Source organism: Streptococcus sp. FSL E2-3488 (genome assembly GCF_038003585.1).
GTDB lineage: Bacteria > Bacillota > Bacilli > Lactobacillales > Streptococcaceae > Streptococcus > Streptococcus thermophilus.
This window is the reverse complement of sequence record NZ_JBBOPL010000001.1, coordinates 1,475,595-1,502,402: the sequence shown is the minus strand read 5'-3', so window position 1 is coordinate 1,502,402 and position 26,808 is coordinate 1,475,595. Positions and strand designations below refer to the sequence as shown.

Below are 26,808 nucleotides of genomic sequence, written 5' to 3'. Positions count from 1 at the left end.
GAGCAGTAAGTCACAATTTTTTTGATGGAAAGTGTGGTATTATTGTAGATATTAAAATCGTTAAAGAAGGAATGAATTATACATGTTATCAAAATCTAAAACTACAAAGGCACTTCTTTACTCGACTGCAGCACTTTCGCTTTTTGCTGCTAGCCACGTACATGCCGATGAAACTTCTCACTGGACAGCACGTTCAGTAGATCAAATCAAGGCAGATATCTCTGTAAATGATAATCAACAAACTTACACTGTTCAATATGGTGATACTTTAGGTAGTATTGTTGAAGCGATGGGAATCGATATGAATGTTTTGGCTAATATCAAAGAAATTACAAACATTGACTTGATTTTCCCTGGAACAGTTTTGACAACAACATACAACGCCGATAATCAAGCAGTATCAGTTAAAGTTGAAACACCATCTTCAGAAACTTCTGACACACCTGTAGTAGCAGAATCTAACTTGACAACTAACGAAGTGACTGTAAATGGTCAATCTGTAGTAGCATCTGATTTGTCAGCTCCAGTTGAAACTGTTAGCTTGACAGCTACTCAAGCACCTGCTAAAGAAGAATCAACACAAGTTGTTTCAGAAGTAACAGAGGCTATCGCATCAGCATCAGATACTCCAGCTTACGCAGATACTGAACAACCAGTTGCAGACGCTATTGATCATGTTACTTCATCAGCTGAAGAAACACTTGCAGAAGAGGAAGCTCCAGCAACTGAAACATCTGCACAAGCTGAAACAACTGAAGTAGCAGCAGCATCAGAAGCTGCATCAGATGCGCCAGCAGAACAACTAGCAGCTGCATCAGAGGCACCAGAGAGCTCAGAAGTGCCAGCAGAACAACTAGCAGCTGCATCAGAGGCACCAGAGAGCTCAGAAGCGCCAGCAGAACAACCAGCAGCTGCACCAGAGAGCTCAGAAGCGCCAGCAGAACAACCAGAAGCTGCATCAGAAGCTGTATCAGAAGCACCAGCTGTATCAGAAGTGCCAGCAGAACAACTAGCAGCTGCATCAGAGGCACCAGAGAGCTCAGAAGTGCCAGCAGAACAACCAGCAGCTGCACCAGAGAGCTCAGAAGCGCCAGCAGAACAACCAGCAGCAACATCAGAAGCTGCACCAGCTACATCAGAAGCTCCAGCAGAACAACTAGCAGCGACATCAGAAGCTGCATCAACTCCTAATACATATCCAGTTGGACAATGTACTTGGGGTGCGAAATCATTGGCTCCATGGGCTGGTAATAATTGGGGTAATGCTAAAGACTGGATTGCTAGTGCGCAAGCAGCTGGTCACTCAGTAGGTACAACTCCAGTAGCCGGTGCGATTGCGGTATGGCCAAATGATGGTGGTGGTTATGGTCACGTAGCTTATGTTACATCAGCATCAGGTGTAAATTCAATTCAAGTTATGGAATCGAACTATGCTGGTAACATGTTAATCGGTAACTACCGTGGTACATTTGATCCAACATCATCAGCGCATGGTGGTTCTGTATATTATATTTATCCATAATGAGTACAACAAAAGCGATTCGGATATTCTCGAATCGCTTTTATTTTATATAAATAATATATTCATCCTGAGAAAATAATGGTGTTTGAAAAAAATTCTAGACTAAGGGGAAGTATTTTTATCCTTGTTAAGTTCATGTGACACCATTTATTTGGCGTTGAAAATCAACTTAAAAAAGGTAGAATGGTCTAGTAGATATTTTGGAGGAAATCATGTCTTATACGAATTTAAAGTTATTTGCTTTGTCGTCTAACCAAGAATTAGCAGCAACATCAGAAGCTGCATCAGAGGCACCAGCAACATCAGAAGCGCCAGCAAAACAACCAGCAGTGACATCAGAAGTGGCTTTAGAAGCCCCAGCAACTTCAGAGACACCAGCAACACAACCTGCATCAACAAATACACTTCCAACGGATCCAAATCTTCAACCACAGGCTGAAGCTTTCCGTCAAGATGTAGCAGCAAAATTTGGTCTTACTAATATCGGTGGTTACCGTGAAGGTGACCCACAAGACCATGGTAAAGGACGTGCCGTTGACGTTATGGTACCAGTTGGTTCAGAAGTTGGTAATCAAGTCGCTCAATATGCTGTAGACAATATCGCAAATGCAGGTATCTCATATGTCATCTACAGACAACATTTCTACGCACCAGTAGATAATATCTATGGACCAGCCAATACTTGGAACCAAATGCCTGATCGTGGTAGCATTACTGAAAACCACTATGACCACATTCACATATCGTTCAATGCATAATTAAGAATTACAAAAAGTCACGCCTGGCGTGATTTTTTTGATATAATGGATAAAAATACTTAAGAAAGAGGAACTCTATTTGCAAGAGTATTCTGTTGAAATTACCCTAAATCACCCAGATGATGTCTTGTCGCTTTTTGGAACCAATGAGCGTCATTTAAAACTCATTGAAGAAAACCTAAATGTTATCATACATGCTCGAACAGAGCGTGTGCAAATCCTTGGGGATGACGAAGAAAGTGTCGAATTGGCCCGCTTGACCATTCAAGCTCTCCTTGTTTTAGTGGAACGAGGAATGCTAGTTAACACTTCAGATGTTGTCGCGGCCTTAACCATGGCTCAAGATGGTTCGATTGACAAGTTTGTCGCTTTATATGAAGAAGAGATTATCAAGGACAACAGTGGTAAGCCTATTCGAGTGAAGACCTTGGGGCAAAAGGTTTATGTTGATAGCATTAAAAGCCATGATGTGGTCTTTGGGATTGGTCCAGCTGGTACAGGTAAAACCTTTTTAGCGGTCACTCTTGCAGTCACAGCTCTTAAACGTGGTCAGGTTAAACGTATTGTTTTAACACGTCCGGCGGTTGAAGCAGGTGAAAGTCTTGGCTTTTTGCCTGGCGATCTCAAGGAAAAGGTAGATCCTTACCTTCGTCCCGTCTATGATGCCCTTTATCAAATTCTTGGCAAAGAGCAGACGACTCGCCTCATGGAACGTGAAATTATTGAGATTGCCCCTCTTGCTTATATGCGTGGTCGTACCCTCGAAGATGCCTTTGTAATCCTTGATGAAGCGCAAAATACAACCATCATGCAGATGAAGATGTTCTTGACCCGTCTTGGTTTTAATTCTAAGATGATTGTTAATGGAGATATGAGTCAGATTGACCTTCCACGTCGTGTTAAGTCTGGTCTTGTCGATGCCATGGAGAAATTGAAGGGAATCAAGGCTATTGATTTTGTCCATTTCTCTGCTAGTGATGTCGTACGTCATCCAGTTGTTGCCGATATCATTAATGCTTATGAAAAAGATGCACCTAAGTTTAATCTTGAGGAAAAATCAGAGGGATCAGACCAGGCTGAAGAAGTAGCATCAGGATTGACCGAATACCCAGTCATTGGTGCTGAGGATGTTAAAAAGTAAATAGATGAAAAGAGGTTTGAGAGTAAGTGTTTTCTACCTCTTTTGCTTTTCTAGTCAAGTAACAGATTTTCTCTCTATTTTTTTCTAAAATAGTACTAAAGAATAGGCTAATTTAGAGGAAAGAAGTATGACTAAAGCCCAAAATGAAAGGTTGCTATTATTTTGGTTCTAGGTCTTATGGTGATAGTCTTAATAGCTATTAGAGGTGGAAGGTTTTGGAAGTATCAAGAGAACCATATTATAGACGGTACCTATCAGATGGTAAAATAGGAAGCTACTTTGGCATATTCAGATGAGTTGGTAAATTGGACTAAGCGGGGGAGAAGAGATAATGATACCTTACATAAAGAGTTTATAGTTGTTGAGAATATGAAATCTCAATTTTATTCTCTTTCTTATGGGGATGGGGAACCTTTTATTTCACTAAAAGAATCTTGAGAAAAAGACTTATGAGAAAAGATCTAACGGCTTCGTAATAAATGTTTATGATATGGATGCCAATATTTTTTCTTGAAGAGTTTTTGAGCGTTTGGATTCGAGTGAAGCTGATGACTTTCATTTGGGTTATGAAAATGCATATAAATTTGTACTAGAGTATAGATTTGATTGGCGAACTGAAAGTGATTATCTCAGCTGGCGTTGATAAGTAAACTGACCTAGTAGTTCTTTACTGTGTAGAATCATTGTCTAAAAAAATTATAAAAAGACTTACAGTCTTTATGATAATTGTCAAATACTATTTGGTCATTTATTTTAGTACAATAAAACAGTAGACCAATAAAAAAGGAGATTATTATAAACCAGCAAGAGTGGATTGAGTACCTTGAATTAGTCAACGGTCATAAACCAACTCCGGCAGAGTTATATCAAGCTCAAGCAACTGGCGAGTTTATACTTGAGCGACCTAACATTTTAAGCTCAAATGGACAAGTGAGGGAACAAAGGCCGACTAAGCCAGCTTAACTTGTGATTGCTATGACACAATAGCCTCAGTTTGCCCAAACAGCAGCAACTTTCCAACAAGTAGTGTCCCCTAAAAGAGCTATGTTTAAGAAAACTAAGATTATTTTGGTATCAGTCTTAGGATCCTTGACAGCGATTTTACTTATCGTTGATGGTTACTCAATATGGCGTTACTAATCAGGTAAGATTGCGGATGGAACATACGAGGTAGTAGCCTATTCTTAACGTAATGATGATAAAGATAAGATGGTAGACGCTTTTGATGATGTTTACTTTTACTCTTTTGTAGAAGTTAAAAATAATAATTCTAGATACTATACTTATCTTGAAGACAATAAATCATCTTACGTTAGCTTGTTAGAGTATGAAAGTGATATCCCTCAGAAGTTTGATCCATGGAACAAGACTCAGACAGAGGTTTTAACGGTTGAAGAGTTTGAATCTACTACCAAAGATTTCGTGAAGAAACTGTCCAAGGATTATTCATTCTACACTAAAGATGCTGCTAAAGAAGCTGCTGAAGAATCTGTAAAATCATATAAGAAATCTCTAAAAGAAAAACGTACTTACGTCAAAACAGGAAACGAGTATACTCTGTCTATTTATGACAAGGATGGAGAACTTCAATCACGTGTTACTTATAAACGTATGAGTAAGTGAGACTCTGAGGAGCGCTGGGATGACTATAAGGATATAAGGATGCCATCAAAGATTATAAGAAAGATTTGAAAAAATATAGTGATCAATATGATAACTACAAGGATCACTTTGATTATGGTTATGGCAGTGATTCTGAATCAGGCTCTAACGATAGCGATAGTAGCAAAAAAAAGGAATTGATAAAATCTAATCAGTTAATTTCATAAATAAGTAAAGTGGTATTAGAAAGAGACTTGAGTTTCTAATCTGGTATTGCTTTTCTTTGTATGAAAATAGTCAAATAGCTTAAAAGTCTCTTTTCTTGTAGAATAGAAAGATCAATAAAAAGGGGACTTTTATGAACAAAAAATGAGTGGTTAGATTATTTCAAAACAATCAATAATCGCAAACTAACCGAAGAAGAAATTCAACAAGCTAAAGCGAACGGCGAATTTATAGCCTCAGAGCCTGTGTCAGAGAATAGTCAGCCACAAGTTCAGGTGAGTGAGCCAGTAACTGAACAAGTGACACCAGTTGTGGCATCTAAAAAAGGCTTATCTAAGAAAGTTACAGTCGTTATTGCTTCTGTTATTGGAGCAGATGTAATAATTTCACTTTCTTTTGGTGGTTATGCTTATATCTACCTAGAGGGAGGTGAAAATCTTAGAAGAAAATTATCGATATTATGATAAGGACGAAAAAAGATGATTGATGGTATGAAATTCTATGAGAAAAGTAAGTTAAAAGACGGTAATTTTGTTAAAGTTAAAGGCAATCAGTTGAAATTTTATGAATATACCTTGGCTGGTGAGGTTAACTTGGATTGTGATACTGAAAAAGCTTTCCGTTTTGACAACTGGTCTATAACGCTCGAACTAACAATATCTTTGGTCGATTATACAAAAGTCGTTGAGAAAACTGTAGATAATCATTATAAGGTGGACGAACATACCACTAAATCTGATATCGACGATAGTAAAAAAGTTTATATTAAGTCTTATAAGGAATTTCATAAAGAGACAGTTCACTATAAGGTTAATGACGATAAAATCAATGTCCTTACCTATGATAAAAAAGGCAAACTTTCAGAAGAAAAATCTTTAAACGTCTAACAAAAGAAGAGAAAAAACTGGATTACGACTATGAGCGTGATGTTAGGGACGATAAAAAATTCTTTCATTCCTAGGTGAATATTAAAAGAGCAAAAATCAGCTAGTCTGGTTTTTTTAGTGTCCAAAACGTGCTATAATAAGATGTTATATCATCAGTGTTAGCCCATTTGTTAACACATGAAAGGAAATTAAAATGACAAAAACATTCTACATCACAACACCTATCTACTACCCATCTGGTAAATTGCATATTGGTTCTGCCTATACAACCATTGCTTGTGACGTCTTGGCACGTTACAAACGTATGATGAACTATGATGTCTTCTACCTTACTGGGCTTGATGAACACGGCCAAAAGATTCAACAAAGGGCTGAAGAAGCAGGAATCACACCACAAGAGTATGTGGATAGTATGGCTGTTGGTGTTAAGGATCTCTGGCAACTTTTGGATATCTCATACGATAAATTCATTCGTACGACTGACGATTACCATGAAAAAGTTGTTGCTCAAGTTTTCGAGCGTCTCTTGGAAAAAGGTGATATCTACCTTGGTGAATACTCTGGTTGGTACTCAGTTTCAGACGAAGAATTCTTCACTGAAAGTCAGTTGGCAGAAGTTTATCGTGATGAAGAGGGCAATGTCATTGGTGGTGTGGCTCCATCAGGACATGAAGTGGAGCTAGTGTCTGAAGAATCCTATTTCTTTAAACTCAGCAACTACGCAGACCGTTTGACGGCCTTCTATAAAGAACACCCAGAATTTATCCAACCTGATGGTCGTATGAATGAAATGCTTAAAAACTTCATTGAGCCAGGCTTGGAAGATTTGGCGGTATCACGTACAACCTTCTCTTGGGGAGTTAAAGTACCATCAGATCCAAAACATGTGGTTTATGTGTGGATTGATGCCCTTATCAACTATATTACTGCCCTCGGTTATGGCCAGAATGAGCATGGTAATTTTGACCTTTTCTGGCAAAATGATAAAAACCACGAAATCATCCACATGATTGGTAAGGACATCCTTCGTTTCCACTCAATCTACTGGCCAATCATCTTGATGGCACTTGATTTACCATTGCCTACACGTCTTGTTGCTCATGGTTGGTTTGTCATGAAAGACGGTAAGATGTCTAAGTCTAAAGGTAATGTCATCTATCCAGAAATGTTGGTAGAGCGATTCGGTCTTGATCCCCTTCGTTACTACCTCATGCGTAGTCTTCCAGTCGGTTCAGATGGTACTTTCACGCCAGAAGACTATCTGGCCCGTATCAACTATGAGTTGGCTAATGACCTCGGAAACCTTCTTAATCGTACAGTTGCCATGATTAACAAGTATTTCGATGGTCAAGTACCTGCCTATATTGAGAATGTTACAGACTATGATGCTGATTTGGCTAAGGTTGTGGCTGAAAATATCGAAGAGTTCCACAAACAAATGAATGCTGTGGACTTCCCACGCGCCCTAGATGCTGTGTGGAATATCATCTCACGTACCAATAAGTACATTGACGAAACAGCCCCTTGGGTACTTGCGAAAGAAGATGGTGACGAGGAACAATTGAGAGCAGTGATGGCTCACTTGGCAGCTAGCCTTCGTGTGGTAGCCCACCTGATCCAACCGTTCATGATGAGCACTTCAAATGCCATCATGGAACAGCTCGGATTGCCAGTGGTATTTGACCTTGAAAATCTTGAACTTTCAGGTTTCCCAGAAAATGTTACAGTTATTTCAAAAGGAACTCCAATCTTTCCACGTCTTGACATGGACGAAGAAATTGCCTACATCCAATCTCAAATGAACGCAGGCAAACCACAAGAAAAAGAATGGAACCCAGAAGAAGTCGAACTTAAATCTGAAAAAGACCAAATCAAATTTGAAGACTTTGACAAGGTTGAAATCCGTGTTGCTGAAGTTAAAGAAGTAGAAAAAGTCGAAGGTTCAGACAAATTGCTCCGTTTCCGTCTTGATGCTGGTGACGGTGAAGACCGTCAAATCCTCTCAGGTATCGCTAAATTCTATCCAAACGAACAAGAATTGGTCGGCAAGAAACTTCAAGTCGTGGCGAACCTTAAACCACGTAAGATGATGAAGAAATATGTCAGCCAAGGTATGATTCTTTCTGCTGAACATGACGGTAAACTCACTGTCTTGACAGTAGATCCATCTGTTCCAAATGGAAGTGTGATTGGCTAACAGTAATTCTGTTTTATAGTATTTCCTTAAGTGGGAGTGGGAAAACGAATTGATTTTGAATGGTAAGCCTTCCGTTCCATTCCTTATTTTGATTTCGTTGTATACCCCTACTCACCTAAGAGTAATGAAAAGAGATATTTTTAACATTAAAACGAGTTCAGTCGAACTCGTTTTTTTATACACTATATTTCAATAAATGTTTAATTTGTTCTACGTTTCCATCAGGTCCATAGGCATTAGGGTATCTGTTTAGTTTACTAATAGCATCAAGGTCTCCTTAGTGGTGGGGTAGTAAGCTATCTCGAATTTCTTCGATAAATGCTTGAATAATTGTAGATTGTTTTTGTTTATTGTTGGTTACAAAACCCAAAGTGTGCTTGGTACTATCCTTAAGTGGGATTAGGACAATCTGGTCCTTGATAAAACTGTTGACAATACCAAGGCCAGAAGCATAACTATCAGAGGAACATAGCAGATTCATGACACTGCCTCGGTCATTACTGTAGATAACTTGCTGGTCAGGCAGGACTTCCAGCGGATCCTCGGTGAGATGAATTCCAGAGCTTTCCTGACGAAAACGGACTTGTGGATATCCCTCTAAATCCTTGAGATTTAGAGATTTTTTCTTGGCTAAGGGATGTTGACGTCCCAAGAAAATCTTGGTTTTAAAGTCTCCAAGTGGAGTGAAAGTCAAATCCATGTGTTTGAAACTGCGCTCTAGGATGTGGACGTTATCTTCATTGAGATAAATAATCCCCAAGTCACTTTCGAAACTCTCTACGCTCTTGAGAATCTTTCTAGTTGTTGTTTCGATTAATTGAAATTCTTGATAATCACTACGGAAACGTTTGGCAATATGAGCCATGGGAAGTGACAAAAAATCATAGTGGTGACTGGCAATGGTGAACGATTTCTTAAAGGACTTGTGATAGCGTCCTTTTAGTAGATCCAGCTCCCTAAGGATACGTTTGGCGTATTTTAGAAAATCATGGCCATCATCAGTCAGTTTGGCTCCCGTATTGGAGCGCTCAAAGAGTAGAACTCCCAGTTCTTCCTCTAAATCACGAATGGATGCTGAAAGATTGGGTTGGGTCAAAAAAAGCTTCTTAGCAGCCTTACTAAATGATCCTGTTTCAGAGATAGTATGAACATAGCGACATTGTTGAAAATTCATAAGCAACCCCTTTTTAAAATATGATTGTGACCTATATTATAACAAAATGAGAAGTCTAATATCAGTAAAATCCTGATAGGAATAGATGAAGACCTGATATGAAATTTTTATAAAGTCAGGTCTTATAGGAGTACTGATGGAATGCTGTATAAAGTGTCAGTTGCTAAGACGTCTAATGGCTTCCAATTTTTTAGGACGAATGAGGCAGAGTACTATGGTAATCAGTAGTAACCAGAGAATGAAATACCAGATACTTGTAGCTGGAGCAGCCTGTGTCGCTTGTGACAGAAGGAAACTAGTAAAAATAACCAAAAAGTGCAGAACAATAGTCCATCAGAGGATGCCAGTACGTAGATAAATAGCGGAAAAGAATATACCGATAGCTGAGGCATAGTAAACTTGAACAAGGGTTGCGTCTAAAGGTTGGTGGGTGAGATTTTCTAGACGAGCCAATCCAAAAAATCAGGATGATAAGAAGACGACTTCTAACACATGTTTTGGAGATCTAATCCCATTTTGGAAGGCGAGTTTAAGGGAGAGTACTTTTTTAAATGGAGAGGGAAAGAAAATAAAGCAGTACCTGCAAATAGATCTATCAGAAGGCGGACTAAATCTTTTCTTAACAGGTGGTATGTTTTGAGAGTAGCTATTTTAGCTGATACTCTTCTAGAAAATAGTATTTTGTACGCAGTGTGACGATTTGCACAAAAGCTAGAGGGAAAGCTTTTTAGATTGACTGACTATCAATCACAAGATACTCTTTGATAGAAACCATTTTGTACCAACACGGTTTTGCGTTTGTTGGTATTGAACTGCACCTAGGGAAATTGTGGTTCAATGTTAGTAAATCAGGATTTTGGATGGTGATTATCCAAATCTAAAAATTGTTTTATCTTGTTATTGACTAAAGGAAGTAAGTCCTTGATGAGAATTAGGAACTAGAGGGTAAGAAGCATATTGGAATAGTGTTTTAGAGATGGAATTTGACTAGATGTTTGTGAGAGCATCTGTCTATGCTACATTGACTATTTTCAATGGTCGTGTGGGATAGAGACTGTTTTCGAGTTTTAATTTCAGGGTAGATTGGGGATTTACCTCTAGAAATTGAAAAGAGTTCAAATGGATTGATCGGCACTTGTATCTTAAAGTAGGTAATACACCTATGAACCTATGTTTCCATACAGCAGGGAGCAAGTTTTAATTTGAATAGGGGATGCATCTAGAGAAATCTAGATGCTTTTTTTCATTTTATGACATTTTTTGCGAATACGTAATAGAGTGTATAAAGGAGGGAGTCATGTTAATCGCTAAAAATCAGAAAGGGCTCTTGGTTTCGGCTCTTGAAAATGGGTTGAATCGTGAGGAAACTTATAGGTGCCCTGGCTGTCAAGGAATTGTATTGTTGAGACAGGGAAAGGTGATATGCCCGCATTTTGCCCATAAATCTTTGCAGGATTGTCAGTTTTTCTCAGAAAATGAATCGGCCCAACATTTATCCCTAAAAGCCACTGTGTATCAATCCCTGGACAATCATGGTGAAAGAGTTTGTATTGAAAAGGTTCTGCCTGAGTTAGGTCAGATTGCGGATTTATTCGTTGGAGATTCCTTAGCCTTGGAAGTCCAGTGTTCTCGTTTATCACAGAAACGTTTAAGAGAGCGGACTTTAGCTTACCATCAAATAGGTTACGAGGTACGATGGCTTTTGGGGCAAGAACTGTGGTTGGGACAGCGTTTAACAGATCTACAGCGTGATTTTCTTTATTTTACAACTAAGATAGGTTTCCACCTTTGGGAACTTGATTGGGAGAGGGAAGAGATTAGACTTAAGTATCTCATCTATGAGGATATTTTTGGGAGAGTTTATTACTTAACTAAGACCTGGTCTTTAATAGAAAATCTCATGACCATATTACGTTTTCCTTATCAGGCCAGAAAGGTGGAGACTTATCAAGTGACTCAGCGAAAGAAAGTCTCACATGTTATTCAACGGGAATTAATGGGGAAAAATCCAAGATGGATGAGAAGACAGGAGGAGGCTTATCTTAAGGGGATGAATTTGTTAAGTTTGTCCGATCAGGATTTTTTTCCACAAGTGCGGTTTCCTGAGTCTAAGCATGGATTTGTCCAAATTAGATTATCTATTGATGGTTTTGAAAAGCTTTTCATGCAGTATTATCGAAAAAGGGATTTTTCTTACAAGCAAACCCTGTGCCCTCCCAACTTTTATGCTAAAATAGTAGATTATAGACACAATTAAGGAGAATATTATGTCAGACAATCGTTGTCATTTAGAAGAAAAATATACATGGGATTTGACTACCATTTTTGCGACAGACGCTGATTGGGAGACTGAATATGAAAGCATTGTTCAGGATTTGAAGAAGGCTAGTTCCTTTGCTGGTCACCTCTTGGACTCAGCCAAGAATTTGCTTGAGGCAACAGAACTTTATATGAGTTTGATGCGTCGTTTGGAAAAAATCTACGTTTATGCGTCAATGAAAAATGACCAAGATACAACGGTAGGTCTTTACCAAGAGTACAATGCCAAAGCCTCAAACCTATACTCACAGTTGAGTGAAGCCTTTGCCTACTTTGAGCCTGAATTTATGGCTTTGGAAGCTGAAAAATTAGTATCCTTCAAAGAACAAGAGCCAGGTCTTGGACTTTATGACCACTATTTCGAACGTCTTTTGGCAAACAAAGACCACGTTCTTTCTCAAGAAGCAGAAGAACTCTTGGCAGCAGCTGGTGATATTTTTAACGGTCCAACGGATACCTTCAACGTCTTGGATAATGCTGATATCCTCTTTCCATGGGTATCGGATGGTCAAGGGGATGTGATTGAGTTGACACATGGTAACTTTACCACCCTCATGGAATCTAAGAATCGTGAAGTCCGAAAGGGAGCCTATGAAGCTATGTATAGAACTTATGAGCAGTTCCAACATACCTATGCACAAACACTTCAAGGCGTTGTCAAGGTTCACAATTATATGGCTAAAGTTCGTCACTATAATTCGGCACGTCATGCAGCACTTGCAGCTAACTTTATTCCAGAAAGTGTTTACGACTCACTCTTAGAATCAGTGAATAAGCATTTGCCACTTTTGCACCGTTACCTTGATTTGCGTAAGAAGGTGTTGGAACTTGATAAGCTTAAGATGTATGATGTTTATGCACCACTTTCTGAGACAGAGACTGCTCTTACTTATGAAGAAGCCCTCAAGAAAGCAGAGGAAGTCTTGGCTATCTTTGGTGAGGAGTATAGTAAAGAGGTTCATGCAGCCTTTACGGAACGTTGGATTGATGTTCACCCTAACAAAGGGAAACGTTCAGGCGCCTACTCAGGTGGTGCCTATGATACCAATGCTTTCATGCTTTTGAACTGGCAAGACACTTTGGACAATCTCTTTACCTTGGTTCACGAGACTGGCCACAGTTTGCATTCAACTTTCACACGTCAGACACAACCATATGTTTACGGAGATTACCCAATCTTCTTGGCTGAAATTGCGTCTACAACTAATGAAAATATCTTGACAGAAACACTTCTTAAAGAAGTTAACGATGATAAGACACGTTTTGCTATCCTTAACCACTATTTAGATGGATTTAAGGGAACCGTCTTCCGTCAAACGCAATTTGCCGAGTTTGAGCATGCTATCCATGAAGCGGATGCATCGGGTCAAATCTTGACAGCAGACTTCATGAATAAGCTTTATGCAGACCTCAATGAGAAATACTATAACCTTAAAGCTGAAGATAACTATGAAATTCAGTTTGAGTGGGAACGTATTCCGCATTTCTACATGAATTACTATGTTTATCAATATGCTACAGGATTTGCAGCAGCAAGCTACTTGGCAGAAAAGATTGTTCATGGTAATGAAGAAGATAAAGAAGCTTACCTTACGTACCTTAAGGCAGGTAGCTCAGACTATCCTTTGGAAGTTATCAAGAAAGCTGGCGTTGACATGACCAACACTGATTACTTGGATGCAGCTTTCAAGGTTTTCGAAGACCGCTTAGTTGAATTGGAAGCTTTGGTTGAAAAAGGTGTTCATCTTTCTTAAAAAGAAGTCAGTATACTATATTGAGAGAATCATTCTGGAAAAGAGTGGTTCTTTTTTAGGTTTAAGAGTGGCTGTCTTAAATGTAGGTTTTTACAATCTAATGACTGGGAATGTCAAAAAAGATGTTTCTATTAATCAAAATCTCTAGCACTCGATAGGGATTTTTTATATAATAATACACATGGTTAAATCATATAGTAAAAATGCAAACCACAACATGCGTCGTCCTATAGTAAACAAGGATATCGTGGACTACATGCGAAAGCATCTTAAGGAGAGTACAGGGCACTTGGCTGAACTGGAGGTCTTTGCTCGTAAGGAGAATATTCCGATTATCCAACACGAGGTTGTTGCATATTTCCGATTTTTGTTGCAGACCTTACAGCCTAAGAAAATTCTTGAGGTAGGAACAGCTATTGGTTTTTCAGCCCTTCTTATGGCTGAATATGCACCTGATGCTCAGATTACGACAATTGATCGTAATGAAGAAATGATTGGCTTTGCCAAGGAAAATCTAGCTAAGTATGACAGTCGCAAACAAATTACCTTGGTCGAAGGAGATGCTGCCGAGGTATTGCAAGACTTAGACACAAATTATGATTTTGTCTTTATGGACTCAGCCAAGTCTAAATATATTGTCTTTCTGCCTGAAATCTTAAAACATCTTACAGTTGGTGGTGTCATTGTCTTTGATGATGTTTTCCAAGGTGGGGATATTGCCAAAGACATCATGGAGGTTCGTCGTGGTCAGCGAACTATCTATCGTGGCTTGCATCGCCTTTTTGATGCGACTTTAGATAACCCTGATTTGACTGCTAGTTTGATACCTATGAGTGATGGACTTCTTATGATTCGGAAAAATTCTGAAAATATTATTTTGCCAGATTAAGCATTATTTAAGTAAGTGTGGTATAATAATAGAGATTTTGACAATTTAAGGAGTAGATAAAATGGCTAAAGAAAATGAAAACCTTGAGTCAACAGAAGAAACTGTTGAAGAGGTTGTAGCAGATAAAGATACAGAACAAGAGCAACTTGATCGTCAAAAAGAAGAAGAGGAAAGCATTGCCCTCGCCAGAGAAAAAGCGAAAGAAAAAGCTAAACGTGTTAAAACTAAGAAAACTCGTGATGCCGTTAAAACAAGATCAGGTGCTCCCTTTCTCCGAGGTCTTGCCCTTGTAGCTGTTTCAGCCCTTGTTGGTGCTGGTGCTATGTATGTTTATCTAGGAAACAAAACGACTGAAGAAACAATCTTAGTATCTATGAAAGGTGATACTGTTACTGTTGGGGATGTCTTTAATTTGCTTAAAGGTAGCAACCAAACACAACAAAGTGTTTTGAGTGTAACGTTGCAAAAGGTTCTTGAAAAAGAATACGGTAACAAGGTCAGCAAAGAAGATGTTGATAAAGCCTATAAACAAGCTTCAAAACAATACGGAGACCAATTTTCACAAGTGCTTGCAGCCTATGGTCAGACAGAAGAGTCATACCGTACTCAAATCCGTACACAGAAATTGGTTGAGTACGCTGTTAACCAAGCTGCACAAAAATATTTGACGGAAGCAAATTACAAGGCTGCTTATGATAATTACATACCAAATACAGAGGTGCAAGTAGTTTCAACTACTGATAAAGCCGTGGCAGATAAAGTAGCTTCTGAAGCTAAAGCAGAAGGAGCAGACTTCTCGAAAGTTGCTAAGGATAACAACTTGAAAGTAACTTCTAAGACAGTTAACTCGGCTTCTCAAGACTTTCCAACAGATGTTTTGACAGCGGCCTTCAAGCAAGATGCTAATGCCGTTTCTGATGTAGTAACTGTTTCAAACAGCTCAACTGGTGCTGCAACTTACTACGTCGTCAAAACTGTTTCAAAATCTGAGAAAAATGCAGATTGGAAAAACTATAAAGATGATTTGACTAAGATAATCATCAATGGTAAGAAAGCTGATACTAATTTCACTAACTCAGTAATTGCCAAGGTTCTTAAAAAATACAATGTTAAGGTTGTAGATAAAGCCTTTAGTGGAATTCTTGACCAGTATGTGACTAGTTCTGGAGCTTCATCAAGTTCAACATCAAGCTCTAGCAAATAAATCATAAGATCAAGTTGATAATGTTGTTATCAACTTGACCTAAGACCTAAAACACGTTAAAATGGAAAGTAACAAAGAGTTTTAATGTTAGGAAACTCTGAGTCTTCCCTTTGAGAAAGGTAATCATTGATTCAGATACAGAAAAGTGGCGGTCGCTGCGAGCCATGGACGGATGAGATTACTTGCTACTCAAAGTTTATAATTAAAGAAAAATAAGAATGACAAGGTCATTGAATGAAGGTGGTACCGCGGTTCACGTCGCCCTTCGTTTAGTGGTTTTGTCTTTTATTCTTTTAGTATTTTCTAAATGGTATAAATTAAGAAATAATTAAGGAGAAATAATGAAACAACTTACTTCAGCACAAATTCGCCAAATGTGGCTTGATTTCTGGAAATCAAAAGGTCATGCTGTTGAACCATCAGCTAACTTGATTCCAGTTAACGACCCAACTCTTCTTTGGATTAACTCAGGGGTTGCCACTTTGAAGAAATATTTTGATGGCTCTGTGATTCCTGAAAATCCACGTATCACCAACTCACAAAAGGCTATCCGTACCAATGATATCGAAAACGTTGGTAAGACAGCTCGTCACCACACAATGTTTGAAATGCTTGGTAACTTCTCAGTTGGTGATTACTTCCGTGATGAGGCTATCGAGTGGGGTTATGAGCTTTTGACAAGCCCAGAGTGGTTTGATCTTCCAAAAGACAAACTTTACATGACTTATTACCCGGATGATAAAGATTCATACAACCGTTGGATTGCTTGTGGAGTTGAGCCAAGTCACTTGATTCCAATCGAAGATAATTTCTGGGAAATCGGTGCAGGTCCTTCTGGACCAGACACTGAGATCTTCTTTGATCGTGGAGAAGAATTTGACCCTGACAATATTGGTATTCGCTTGCTTGAAGAAGATATTGAAAACGACCGTTACATTGAAATTTGGAACATCGTTTTGTCACAATTTAATGCAGATCCAGCTGTTCCACGTTCAGAATACAAAGAGCTTCCTAATAAAAACATTGATACGGGTGCAGGTCTTGAACGTCTTGCAGCCGTAATGCAAGGGGCTAAAACAAACTTTGAAACAGACCTTTTCATGCCTATTATTCGTGAAATTGAAAAAATGTCTGGTAAAGCTTATGATCCAGATGGTGAAACATTGAGCTTCAAAGTTATCGCAGACCACATACGTTCATTGGCCTTTGCTATCGGTGATGGAGCCCTTCCAGGTAATGAAGGCCGTGGTTATGTTCTTCGTCGTCTTCTCCGTCGTGCCGTAATGCACGGTCGTCGTCTTGGTATTTCTGATGCTTTCTTGTATAAACTTGTCCCAACTGTTGGTCAAATCATGGAAAGCTATTACCCAGAAGTTCTTGAGAAGAAAGACTTTATCGAGAAAATTGTTAAACGTGAAGAAGAAACCTTTGCACGTACTATCGATGCAGGTTCAAGCATGCTTGATGAACTTCTTGCTAACCTTAAGAAATCTGGTAAAGATACGCTTGAAGGTAAAGATATCTTTAAACTTTACGATACTTACGGATTCCCAGTGGAATTGACAGAAGAATTAGCTGAAGACGAAGGCTTCAAGATTGACCATGAAGGTTTCAAAGCTGCCATGAAAGAACAACAAGACCGTGCACGTGCTAGCGTGGTTAAAGGTGGGTCTATGGGTATGCAAAATGAAACTCTTGCTAACATCACTGAACCATCTGAGTTCTTGTATGAAGCGGAAACTGCAGAAAGTCGTTTGAGCGTAATCGTTGCTGATGATGCTCGTCATGATAGTGTAAATTCTGGCAAGGCTCTTCTTGTCTTTGAACAAACACCATTCTACGCTGAAATGGGTGGACAAGTAGCAGACCACGGTACTATTTCAGATGCAGCGGGTACTACTGTTGCGCGTGTTGTTGATGTTCAACGTGCACCAAATGGACAAGCTCTTCATACTGTTGAGGTTGAAGGTGAACTTGTTGTCGGAGCTAACTACAAACTTGAAATTGACCACTCACGTCGTCACCGTGTTATGAAAAACCACACAGCAACTCACCTCTTGCATGCTGCCCTTCACAACATCGTTGGTAATCACGCAGTCCAAGCCGGTTCTCTTAACGAGCAAGAATTCTTGCGTTTCGACTTCACTCACTTTGAGGCGGTAACTCCAGAAGAATTACGTGCTATCGAAGAACAGGTCAACGAAGAAATCTGGAAAGCAACTCCAGTAACAACTATTGAAACAGATATTGACACTGCTAAGTCAATGGGAGCTATGGCCCTCTTTGGTGAAAAATATGGTAAGCGTGTTCGTGTCGTTTCAATCGGTGACTACTCTGTTGAGCTTTGTGGTGGTACTCACGTTGCCAACACAGCTGAAATTGGTATGTTCAAGATTGTTAAAGAAGAAGGTATCGGTTCAGGAACACGTCGTATCTTGGCAGTTACATCACGTGAAGCTTACCTTGCTTATCGTGAAGAAGAAGATGCCCTCAAATCAATCGCAGCAACACTTAAGGCTCCACAATTGAAAGAAGTGCCTAACAAGGTTGCTAGCCTTCAAGAGCAATTGCATGCCCTTCAAAAAGAAAATGCTACTCTTAAAGAAAAAGCAGCTGCCGCTGCCGCTGGTGACGTCTTCAAAGATGTTAAAGAAGCTAACGGTGTTCGTTACATTGCTAGCCAAGTAGAAGTTTCTGATGCTGGTGCCCTTCGTACTTTTGCTGACCAATGGAAACAAGCAGACTACTCAGATGTTCTTGTCCTTGCGGCTCACATCAGAGAAAAAGTTAATGTCCTTGTAGCAAGTAAGTCTGAAAACGTTCACGCAGGTAATCTTATCAAGGTTCTTGCACCAATCGTATCAGGTCGTGGTGGTGGTAAACCAGATATGGCTATGGCCGGTGGTAGCGATGCTAACAGTATCCAAGATCTTCTCTCAGCAGTAGCAGAACAGTTTTAAGATGTGATACAATAAAAGAAACTTAAAAGGTAGGATGAAAATCCTATCTTTTTTCTTAAAAAAATTAGTAATAATATTGAAATAATTGTAAAAAAATATTTCAAAGGGGTATAATAAAAGTGTGAAAACGGTTCCTATTTTTTTATCAAACAGCCTAGAAAGTGAGAGTGATCAAAAAGAGAAAGGCATATGTTTTTAAGGAACGTCAACGTTACTCAATACGTAAATATTCTTTTAGAGCTACATCAGTTTTGATTGGTGCAAGTTTGATGCTTGGTGGACATGTTTTGGCTCAGGAACAAGCCAATAGCGTAAGTTCCAGCAAGGACTATGAAGTTATTTTAAATAATTCTGAAGCACCACAATTTGAGCAGGCAACTTAGGAAGCTGTTACCGATGTTCTCAATGAACCTGTGTCAAAATCGGAAGCACCAAGACCTAATCTTACCAGCAGTGAAGTTGCTTCTGTTTCTAAATCAGAGGTGGCTAGCCCACGTTCTGAAGCGACGTCAGTGGCTAGTTCAGAAGTGGCAAGTGAAATTGACCGTTAAGCGACTTCAGAAGTTGCTGAAGCTAGACCTACTGACCGTGAAGCTGTCGATACTAGTCTTCGGACTGTCTCAACTAATGCTAGTCATCCTGGTGCAGATGGTCTAGTGACTGCTGATGTTTTTCTTGATATCCCATCATACGGTACGTTTTATTTCCGTCGTACAACTGAAATTCGTACAGCTCCAGTCATGGATATCAAACCTACTTTTGTCTTTAGTTCAGGCGACCATGTTATCTATGACAAGGTCTTGAAGAGAGACAATCACCAATGGATTTCTTATGTGTCATACAATGGTACTCGTCGTTATGTCGACCTAGGTGTTGTCGTAGAGTCTCTGGCTAAACCAAGAGGCGACATGGCTATTGAAAGTCATGATAATGGTGACTTTAGCGTGGTTATCAGTAATGTATCAGATCAAAATGGTGTCGTAGGAGTGTCTGTTCCAATCTGGTCTGAAAGGAATGGCCAAGATGACATCATTTGGTACAATGCGACTCGTCTTAATAATCGTAACTACAAGGTTAATGTCGGTCTAAGTGACCACAAGAATGAACGTGGTCTCTACAATGTACATCTTTACTTTGTTGAAACTAATGGTAAATTAGTTGGTGTGGGTGGCACAACTCACACAGTTCCTGCCAAGGTTGAAGAAACTCATATAACTACTGGCCATAGCCTTCCTGACTCAGGAACTTATACCTTCAAAGAACGTTCTATTATTAAAGCAGAACCAAGTGTCGTAAGCCCAGAGTTGGCCTACTATGATGCTGGTATGTCTGTTAACTATGACAAAGTGGTGACTGCAGATGGTCATACATGGCTCTCTTATGTTAGTCGTGGAGGTAACCGCCGTTACATTGCTATTGATGGTAAGGCAACAGCAGTTGCTCAATCAGCAAGCCCAAGCCTAGCGATAACTGGAACCTATACCTTTACAAAACCTAGCTCTATTAAGGCTCAACCAAGTGTTGCTAGCCCAGAGTTAGCCTACTATGATAAGGTCATGTCCGTTCGCTATGACAAGGTCCTAACAGCTGATGGCCACACCTGGTTGTCTTATGTAACCTATAGCGTTTAAGACGCTATGTGGTGGATATTTCTTAAGAGTTGTAACATCACTCTCTTTAACTAGTACGAAAAAGATTACTATTTGTTTAGTAATCTTTTTACTTTTGATTTTTAGAAAATAACGAATATATAAATATAAGTCGGTCATTTTTGTCGATTATGACGAAAATCGGATAGTTTATGAGTTTATGATTAAAGTGGGAACAAGTCAAAAAAATTGGTATACTAGTGGGCAAGTGAGAAATATTTAGTAATATTTTGTAAAACACTTGTAATGTTTGTTACCTAGCGTTACAATCAACCTGTAACATCAATTTGATAGGGAGAATAATTGATATGAAACGAGAAAAATTTTTACACGAACAATAACGTTTTTCAATTCGTAAATATTCTTTTGGGGCTGCGTCAGTTCTTTTAGGAGCTAGTTTGGTCTTTGCGAGCCAAGCTTTGGCTGACGAACACCACGAAGTAGCAACAACCTCAGATACCATTTTGCGTGCGACTTCAGATAGTGATGCTATGACAGCGACTGATATTTTCAGTGGCGTAGCAACAGATGGAGTAGCGTCAAGTAATAAAGCAAGCCAAGTCTCAACAACTAGCCAAACCGCTAGTGAAGCTGCTACTAGCGAGGCTACAAGTGAAGTGAGTGCTAGTATCTCACAAGCAGCATATAAAACATCTGAATCAACAGTTGCCAGCTCAGAAGCAGCAAGTGGTACAAATACTTCATCTGAAACAGTCACTAACTTTGATGTATCTGCCTTAACGAGAGCAGCTGTCAATACTAGTTTGGTGAGCCAACCGGATACAACTACAGCAAGCGGCCTTCTAAGCCAAGGAACTTATGTCTACAAGGAGCGTACAGAAATAAAGAATCAACCGAAGGTTTCTGCCAAGGCTGAATTCTATGTGAATCCAGGGGGACAGCGTCTTTTACGACCAAGTCGTGACAGCTGACGGCTACCAATGGATTAGCTACAAATCATACTCTGGTGTGCGTTATTATGCTCAAGTGAAACCGGTGGAAGCTGGTAGTGGTGACGGTAATAGTGGTAATGGGAATGGGAATCCTTCTAATGACGCTTAGGCCACAACAGGTGCTTTGAACATCCCAGCGACAGGAACTTTCTACTTTACACGCGATACAGATATTAAGAAGGAACCAAAAGAAGACCTCAAACCCACTTTTGTTTTTGGCAAGGGAGACCATGTCATCTATGATAAGGTTTTGACAGCCGATGGCCGCACATGGCTCTCATACATGACAATGAGTGGTGCTCGTCGTTACGTCAATATTGCTTAATGAGATAAAAAGTCTGGTTAGACAATGTGTCCAGCCTTTTTTGATAGCCTCTCTTTATCAGATGATTGAATTTTTCAATTTTTGTGATGTCTTTTGGAGTGCTATAATGGTTAACATAGAATCGAGGTTACTATGAAAATTGCATTGGTACAGATGGATGTTGCCCACGGACAGCCTGTGGAAAATAAAAAGCACGTGAAAGAGATGTTGGAAAGAGCACTTGTTGCTAATCCCGATGTCATTGTACTTCCTGAAATGTGGAATACAGGCTACGCTTTAGATGAACTGGATGGGCTTGCAGATAAGGAAGGTTTGGAATCTCAAGAATTCTTGTCTCAGTTTGCCAGAGAACATGCTGTTGCTATTCTTGGAGGGTCTGTTGCTATTGAGAGAGACGGAAAATTCTACAATACGACTTATGTTTACAACAAGTCTGGGAACCTAATCAATATCTACAGTAAGGTCCATCTCTTTGGTCTTATGGCAGAGGACCGGTATATGTCTGCTGGGGATGCGGAGTCTATTTTTGAGCTTGATGGTGTGATAGCGGCAAGTGTCATTTGTTATGATATTCGTTTTCCTGAGTGGGTGCGAACACAGATGGCACAAGGGGCCAAGGTGCTTTTTGTGGTAGCGCAGTGGCCAGAACCTCGAGTGCAGCAATGGGAGATTTTATTAAAGGCGCGTGCGGTTGAAAATCAAGCCTTTGTGGTAGCCGTTAACCGTGTCGGAGCAGGACCAGATCCAGATGATGTCTTTTCAGGGCATTCTATGATTATAGATCCACTAGGAAATGTAGTCTTGCAGGCTAAGGAATATGAGGAGGGCATTTTTACGGCTGAGATTAATCTTGAAGAGGTGGACCGAGTGCGAGGTCAAATTCCCGTTTTTGAGGACCGTCGCACGGACTTGTATTATTAGGGAGATTTTATGTTATTTGAAGAATCGGATTTATTGAAAGAATTGCCAGAACAGTTTTTTGCAGGGTTAGTTGCTAAGGTGAATGCCAAGGTGGCAGAAGGAGCAGATATTATCAATCTTGGTCAGGGAAATCCCGACCAACCGACCTATGACCATATTGTTGAGGCCTTGCGTGTCTCAGCGAAAAATCCTGCCAATCACAAGTATTCGCAGTTTCGTGGCAATCGTCCTTTTAAGGAAGCAGCTGCTAGTTTTTACAAGAACCATTATGGGGTTGATTTGGATTCGGAGCGTGAAATTTGTGTCATGGGTGGGGCTAAGATTGGTCTTGTGGAATTGCCCCTAGCTTTGATGAATCCTGGTGATCTCCTGCTCTTACCTGATCCAGGTTATCCTGATTACTTGTCGGGAGTGAGTCTGGGTCGTGTAGCCTATGAAACTTTTCCTTTGACGGCTGAAAATGATTTTTTGCCAGATTTGGAAGCTATTCCTGAGGGGATAGCTCGCCGTGCTAAGTTTATCTATATCAATTACCCTAATAATCCTACGGGGGCTGTAGCGACAAAGGATTTTTATGAAAAATTGGTTGCCTGGGCTAAGACCTACGAGGTAGGGGTGGTGAGTGATCTGGCTTACGGGGCTTTGGGCTATCAGGGTTATGAGAATCCTAGTTTTTTGGCAACTCCTGGTGCCAAGGATGTAGGCATTGAGTTTTATACTTTCTCAAAAACCTTTAATATGGCAGGTTGGCGTTTGGCATTTGCGGGTGGAAATGCTGAAATGATTGAAGCCTTGAATCTGATTCAAGACCATCTTTTTGTGGGGGTTTTTCCCGCTTTGCAGGAAGCTGGGATTGCAGCCCTTTTAGATCCTAAATCTGAAGAGGCAGTGGCCCAACTAAATGCGGTTTATGATAGCCGTCGAAATGCTTTTGTTCAGGTAGCTGCTAAGATTGGCTGGCAAGCCTTCCCATCCAGAGGTTCCTTTTACGCTTGGATGCCTGTACCTAAGGGCTATACCAGTGAAAGTTTTGCAGATCTTTTGCTTGAGAAGGCCCATGTTGCTGTGGCACCAGGAAAAGGGTTTGGACCAGCAGGTGATGCTTATGTTCGTATCGGGCTTTTGGTAGAGCCGGAGCGTCTGGTCGAAGCTGTCAATCGTATTGCCGACCTGCATTTATTTAATAAGTAGATAGCAATTATGAAAACAAGCAGTTAAAAAAACACTGCTTGTTTTTCATATTTTTGCACTTCCTTCTTGACAAATGAATAAAAATACAATAAACTAATCACATATTTATAAAAAAGGAGCGCATAAATGAAAGTTTCAATCGTTGGTATCACTGGTTATAGTGGTTTAGAGTTAGTTAAAATTTTGAATAATCATAAAAAAGTAGAACTTGTTTCTATTCACGCAACCAAGGAAGTGGGCCGACGATTGTCTGATGTGTACCCCTATTTGGCAGGTGTTTGTGATTTAAAAATAGAATATTTTGATGCGCAAGAGATTATAGAAAAGGCAGACTTAGTCTTCTTTGCTACACCTTCTGGAGTTGCTAGTTCGCTAGCAGAGGAATTTGTTCAGGCTGATTTTCCTATTATTGATTTGTCTGGTGATCATCGCTTGCCAGCAGATGTTTATCAAGAATGGTATAAAAAATCACCTGCCAAGAAAATGATTTTGAATAAATTTACATATGCATTGTCAGAATATACAGATGTTAAGGGTAAGAAATTTATTGCCAATCCTGGATGCTATGCGACAGCGACAGAGTTAGCCATGATTCCTTTGGTGGCAGCCGGTCTTATTGAGACTGATAGTATCATTGTAGATGCCAAGTCTGGTTTAACTGGTGCGGGTAAAGCTTTGAGTGAGTCTAGTCATTTTGTTAATGTTCACGATAATTACATGACTTATAAGCTCAATCATCATCAGCATATTCCAGAGATTGTACAAACTTTGCAGGCTTTTGATGCTGATATGCCGGAGATTCAGTTTTCAACGTCGCTTTTACCGGTTAATCGTGGAATCATGGCTACAGTTTATTGCAAATTGAAGAAGGACGTAGCTGTCTCTGATATCGCTTCAGCCTTTGCAAAAGCCTATGATGATAAACCTTTTGTACGTGTACAAGAAAACTTACCAGAACTACATAATGTCATTGGATCGAATTTTACAGACATCGGCTTTGCCTATAATGAGAAAACCAATGTTATGACAGTTATTTCAGTCATTGATAATCTGCTAAAAGGAGCATCTGGACAGGCAGTGCAAAATCTCAACCTCATGCAGGGGTGGGATGAGACGGAAGGTTTACATATGAAACCGTCATACTTGTAGATGTAAGCATAGAGTTAGGAGAAAAAATATGAAAGTCATAGATGGAACAATTGCTAGCCCGCTAGGATTCTCAGCAGATGGGCTACATGCAGGATTTAAAAAGAGAAAGATGGATTTTGGTTGGATTGTCTCTGAAAAGCCAGCTAGTGTTGCAGGTGTTTACACGACCAACAAGGTTATTGCAGCTCCTCTGATTGTAACCAAGACCTCGGTGAAAAAAGCTGGTAAAATGAGGGCTATTGTCGTTAACTCAGGTGTAGCCAATTCTTGTACAGGGACCCAAGGCTTAGAAGATGCATACACCATGCAGGAGTGGACAGCTGAAAAGCTAGGTGTTGAACCTGATATGATTGGTGTGGCTTCTACAGGGATTATCGGTGAGTTGCTACCAATGGATACCTTGAAAAATGGTCTTTCCAAGTTGGTGGTAAATGGAAACGCGAATGATTTTGCCAAGGCGATTTTGACGACAGATACAGCGACTAAGACTATTGCTGTGACGGAGACTTTTGGACGTGATGTAGTCACTATGGCTGGTGTTGCTAAGGGCTCAGGTATGATTCACCCTAATATGGCGACAATGCTTGGGTTTATTACTTGTGATGCTAATATTTCTAGCGATACTCTTCAATTGGCCTTGAGCCAAAATGTTGAAAAGACCTTTAATCAGATTACGGTTGATGGGGATACTTCGACCAATGATATGGTTCTTGTCATGTCCAATGGTTGCGCGCTCAATGATGAGATTCTGCCAGATACACCAGAGTTCGATAAATTTTCGAAAATGCTTAATTTCGTGATGCAAGAACTGGCTAAGAAGATTGCCAAGGATGGTGAAGGCGCCAATAAGCTCATCCAGGTTGATGTGGTCAATGCTCCTAATGCCCTTGATGCCCGTATGATGGCAAAATCTGTAGTCGGTTCAAGTCTGGTCAAAACAGCCATCTTTGGTGAAGATCCTAACTGGGGGCGTATTTTAGCTGCTGTTGGCTATGCCGGTGTGGATGTGCCTGTGGACAATGTTGATATCATGCTTGGCGGTCTGCCAGTCATGCTAGCCTCTAGTCCTGTGACCTTTGATGATGAAGAAATGAAAGACATCATGCACGGGGATGAAGTGACCATAACAGTAGACCTTCATTCGGGCCAAGAAAAAGGGACGGCATGGGGTTGTGACCTCTCTTACGATTACGTTAAAATTAACGCTCTCTACCACACCTAGACTATTTATGACAAAGGAGTTAACTAATGACTACCGAATATATTGTAATTAAGATTGGTGGAGTAGCCAGTAAACAGCTAACTCCTGAGATACTGGCTAAACTGTCAGAATGGCAGCAGGCTGGTCAAAAAATAATCATCGTCCATGGGGGTGGCTTTGCTATCAATCAACTCATGGAGGAACATGACATCACAATTCACAAGGTCAATAGTCTACGTGTGACGAGTCAGTCAGATATGGTCTTAATTAAAGAAGCCTTGGTTGACATAGTTGGGAAAAACTTGGCGGGTCAGTTGACACAAGCGGGTTTTCCAATCTATCAGGTTGTAGATGAGCTGCCAGATCTTGTTCATGCTGATTTTTTAGATCAAGAGATCTATGGTTACGTGGGAGAGGTCAAGTCTATTACTAATCAGACCCTAGTGGCACTTCTATCTCAAGGCAAGATACCATTGATTCCTAGCTTAGGTTACAGTGAGCAGGGTGATTTGCTGAATATCAACGCCGATTACCTTGCAAGAGCGGTGGCTATTAGTCTAGGATCCAAAAAGCTTATTCTCATGACAGATGTCAAGGGTGTTTTAGAGAATGGGCAGGTTTTGAATCATTTGAATATTGTAGATGTTCAGAAAAAAGTAGATTCAGGTGTGATTACTGGAGGCATGATTCCTAAAATTCAAAGCGCTGTTCAGACGGTTGAATCTGGTGTTGATCAGGTCATTATTGGTGATAACCTTACAGATGGTACAATAATCAAGGAGTAAAC

At 39.9% G+C, this 26,808-nt stretch carries 18 protein-coding genes and 3 pseudogenes; 20 read left to right on the top strand and 1 reads right to left on the bottom strand.

Translation table 11 applies throughout. The features are described from left to right. The first annotated feature begins 82 nt into the window (after positions 1 to 82). From MHH90_RS07690 to metG, 8 genes and pseudogenes are all read left to right on the top strand, one after another. Positions 83 to 1,522, top strand: coding sequence for a COG3942 and LysM peptidoglycan-binding domain-containing protein (locus MHH90_RS07690; protein WP_340725873.1), 1,440 nt, complete (start codon positions 83 to 85; stop codon positions 1,520 to 1,522). Positions 1,523 to 1,779: 257 nt separating this feature from the next. After that, positions 1,780 to 2,280 (top strand): annotated as a pseudogene (locus tag MHH90_RS07685) (hypothetical protein); the annotation flags it as partial. Positions 2,281 to 2,359: 79 nt separating this feature from the next. Next, complete coding sequence (locus MHH90_RS07680; protein ID WP_011680810.1) at positions 2,360 to 3,421, top strand: PhoH family protein; 1,062 nt, start codon at positions 2,360 to 2,362, stop codon at positions 3,419 to 3,421. Between the two features lie 279 nt (positions 3,422 to 3,700). Next, complete coding sequence (locus tag MHH90_RS07675) at positions 3,701 to 3,859, top strand: hypothetical protein (RefSeq protein ID WP_011680811.1); 159 nt, start codon at positions 3,701 to 3,703, stop codon at positions 3,857 to 3,859. A gap of 771 nt (positions 3,860 to 4,630) precedes the next feature. Next, positions 4,631 to 5,044 carry a hypothetical protein gene (locus MHH90_RS07670; RefSeq protein ID WP_014608035.1) on the top strand — a complete coding sequence of 138 codons (414 nt, stop codon included), beginning with the start codon at positions 4,631 to 4,633 and terminating at the stop codon, positions 5,042 to 5,044. A 449-nt stretch (positions 5,045 to 5,493) separates the two neighbouring features. Continuing rightward, a complete protein-coding gene (locus tag MHH90_RS07665) occupies positions 5,494 to 5,712 on the top strand; it encodes a hypothetical protein (RefSeq protein WP_014621218.1) in 219 nt (72 codons plus the stop codon). Positions 5,713 to 5,727: 15 nt separating this feature from the next. Further along, positions 5,728 to 6,135 (top strand): hypothetical protein, encoded by a 408-nt coding sequence (locus MHH90_RS07660; RefSeq protein ID WP_014621219.1) that lies wholly within the window; start codon positions 5,728 to 5,730, stop codon positions 6,133 to 6,135. A gap of 193 nt (positions 6,136 to 6,328) precedes the next feature. Beyond that, positions 6,329 to 8,332 carry a methionine--tRNA ligase gene (gene metG, locus MHH90_RS07655; RefSeq protein WP_011226921.1) on the top strand — a complete coding sequence of 668 codons (2,004 nt, stop codon included), beginning with the start codon at positions 6,329 to 6,331 and terminating at the stop codon, positions 8,330 to 8,332. 277 nt (positions 8,333 to 8,609) lie between these two features. Here the strand turns inward: metG and MHH90_RS07650 are convergent, their stop codons facing one another. Continuing rightward, on the bottom strand, positions 8,610 to 9,506 hold the full coding sequence (locus MHH90_RS07650; RefSeq protein ID WP_014608039.1) for a LysR family transcriptional regulator: 897 nt from the start codon (positions 9,504 to 9,506) through the stop codon (positions 8,610 to 8,612). 1,297 nt (positions 9,507 to 10,803) lie between these two features. Here MHH90_RS07650 and MHH90_RS07645 point away from each other — a divergent pair. The 12 genes and pseudogenes from MHH90_RS07645 (at position 10,804) to argB (ending at position 26,806) form a co-directional block, all read left to right on the top strand. Then, positions 10,804 to 11,763 carry a competence protein CoiA gene (locus MHH90_RS07645; RefSeq protein ID WP_011680817.1) on the top strand — a complete coding sequence of 320 codons (960 nt, stop codon included), beginning with the start codon at positions 10,804 to 10,806 and terminating at the stop codon, positions 11,761 to 11,763. Positions 11,764 to 11,773: 10 nt separating this feature from the next. Beyond that, the gene (gene pepF, locus MHH90_RS07640; RefSeq protein WP_014608042.1) at positions 11,774 to 13,579 is read left to right on the top strand and encodes an oligoendopeptidase F; all 1,806 of its coding nucleotides are present in this window, start codon (positions 11,774 to 11,776) and stop codon (positions 13,577 to 13,579) included. A gap of 181 nt (positions 13,580 to 13,760) precedes the next feature. Next, positions 13,761 to 14,468 carry an O-methyltransferase gene (locus tag MHH90_RS07635; protein WP_179974294.1) on the top strand — a complete coding sequence of 236 codons (708 nt, stop codon included), beginning with the start codon at positions 13,761 to 13,763 and terminating at the stop codon, positions 14,466 to 14,468. Between the two features lie 61 nt (positions 14,469 to 14,529). Beyond that, the gene (locus tag MHH90_RS07630; RefSeq protein ID WP_340725872.1) at positions 14,530 to 15,672 is read left to right on the top strand and encodes a peptidyl-prolyl cis-trans isomerase; all 1,143 of its coding nucleotides are present in this window, start codon (positions 14,530 to 14,532) and stop codon (positions 15,670 to 15,672) included. A gap of 341 nt (positions 15,673 to 16,013) precedes the next feature. Beyond that, a complete protein-coding gene (gene alaS, locus MHH90_RS07625; protein ID WP_340725871.1) occupies positions 16,014 to 18,632 on the top strand; it encodes an alanine--tRNA ligase in 2,619 nt (872 codons plus the stop codon). A gap of 167 nt (positions 18,633 to 18,799) precedes the next feature. Then, positions 18,800 to 20,263, top strand: a pseudogene (locus MHH90_RS07610) (SH3 domain-containing protein). Positions 20,264 to 20,631: 368 nt separating this feature from the next. Further along, a pseudogene (locus tag MHH90_RS10290) lies at positions 20,632 to 21,559 on the top strand (SH3 domain-containing protein). A gap of 132 nt (positions 21,560 to 21,691) precedes the next feature. Next, positions 21,692 to 22,480, top strand: coding sequence for a carbon-nitrogen family hydrolase (locus tag MHH90_RS07590; protein ID WP_014608049.1), 789 nt, complete (start codon positions 21,692 to 21,694; stop codon positions 22,478 to 22,480). A 9-nt stretch (positions 22,481 to 22,489) separates the two neighbouring features. Continuing rightward, the gene (locus MHH90_RS07585; protein ID WP_340725868.1) at positions 22,490 to 23,671 is read left to right on the top strand and encodes a pyridoxal phosphate-dependent aminotransferase; all 1,182 of its coding nucleotides are present in this window, start codon (positions 22,490 to 22,492) and stop codon (positions 23,669 to 23,671) included. 126 nt (positions 23,672 to 23,797) lie between these two features. Further along, a complete protein-coding gene (gene argC, locus MHH90_RS07580) occupies positions 23,798 to 24,820 on the top strand; it encodes an N-acetyl-gamma-glutamyl-phosphate reductase (protein ID WP_014608051.1) in 1,023 nt (340 codons plus the stop codon). Between the two features lie 28 nt (positions 24,821 to 24,848). Continuing rightward, a complete protein-coding gene (gene argJ / locus MHH90_RS07575; protein ID WP_002949910.1) occupies positions 24,849 to 26,042 on the top strand; it encodes a bifunctional glutamate N-acetyltransferase/amino-acid acetyltransferase ArgJ in 1,194 nt (397 codons plus the stop codon). Positions 26,043 to 26,068: 26 nt separating this feature from the next. Further along, positions 26,069 to 26,806 (top strand): acetylglutamate kinase, encoded by a 738-nt coding sequence (gene argB, locus MHH90_RS07570; RefSeq protein WP_064355419.1) that lies wholly within the window; start codon positions 26,069 to 26,071, stop codon positions 26,804 to 26,806. Positions 26,807 to 26,808 lie beyond the last annotated feature (2 nt).

What these genes read in the sequence shown, in the direction of transcription:
- MHH90_RS07690 (WP_340725873.1), top strand. Translation starts at nt 83, where the DNA reads ATGTTATCAAAATCTAAAACTACAAAGGCACTTCTTTACTCGACTGCA.
- MHH90_RS07670 (WP_014608035.1), top strand. Translation starts at nt 4,631, where the DNA reads ATGGTAGACGCTTTTGATGATGTTTACTTTTACTCTTTTGTAGAAGTT.
- MHH90_RS07660 (WP_014621219.1), top strand. Translation starts at nt 5,728, where the DNA reads ATGATTGATGGTATGAAATTCTATGAGAAAAGTAAGTTAAAAGACGGT.
- metG (WP_011226921.1), top strand. Translation starts at nt 6,329, where the DNA reads ATGACAAAAACATTCTACATCACAACACCTATCTACTACCCATCTGGT.
- MHH90_RS07650 (WP_014608039.1), bottom strand. Translation starts at nt 9,506, where the DNA reads ATGAATTTTCAACAATGTCGCTATGTTCATACTATCTCTGAAACAGGA.
- MHH90_RS07645 (WP_011680817.1), top strand. Translation starts at nt 10,804, where the DNA reads ATGTTAATCGCTAAAAATCAGAAAGGGCTCTTGGTTTCGGCTCTTGAA.
- pepF (WP_014608042.1), top strand. Translation starts at nt 11,774, where the DNA reads ATGTCAGACAATCGTTGTCATTTAGAAGAAAAATATACATGGGATTTG.
- MHH90_RS07635 (WP_179974294.1), top strand. Translation starts at nt 13,761, where the DNA reads ATGGTTAAATCATATAGTAAAAATGCAAACCACAACATGCGTCGTCCT.
- MHH90_RS07630 (WP_340725872.1), top strand. Translation starts at nt 14,530, where the DNA reads ATGGCTAAAGAAAATGAAAACCTTGAGTCAACAGAAGAAACTGTTGAA.
- alaS (WP_340725871.1), top strand. Translation starts at nt 16,014, where the DNA reads ATGAAACAACTTACTTCAGCACAAATTCGCCAAATGTGGCTTGATTTC.
- MHH90_RS07590 (WP_014608049.1), top strand. Translation starts at nt 21,692, where the DNA reads ATGAAAATTGCATTGGTACAGATGGATGTTGCCCACGGACAGCCTGTG.
- MHH90_RS07585 (WP_340725868.1), top strand. Translation starts at nt 22,490, where the DNA reads ATGTTATTTGAAGAATCGGATTTATTGAAAGAATTGCCAGAACAGTTT.
- argC (WP_014608051.1), top strand. Translation starts at nt 23,798, where the DNA reads ATGAAAGTTTCAATCGTTGGTATCACTGGTTATAGTGGTTTAGAGTTA.
- argJ (WP_002949910.1), top strand. Translation starts at nt 24,849, where the DNA reads ATGAAAGTCATAGATGGAACAATTGCTAGCCCGCTAGGATTCTCAGCA.
- argB (WP_064355419.1), top strand. Translation starts at nt 26,069, where the DNA reads ATGACTACCGAATATATTGTAATTAAGATTGGTGGAGTAGCCAGTAAA.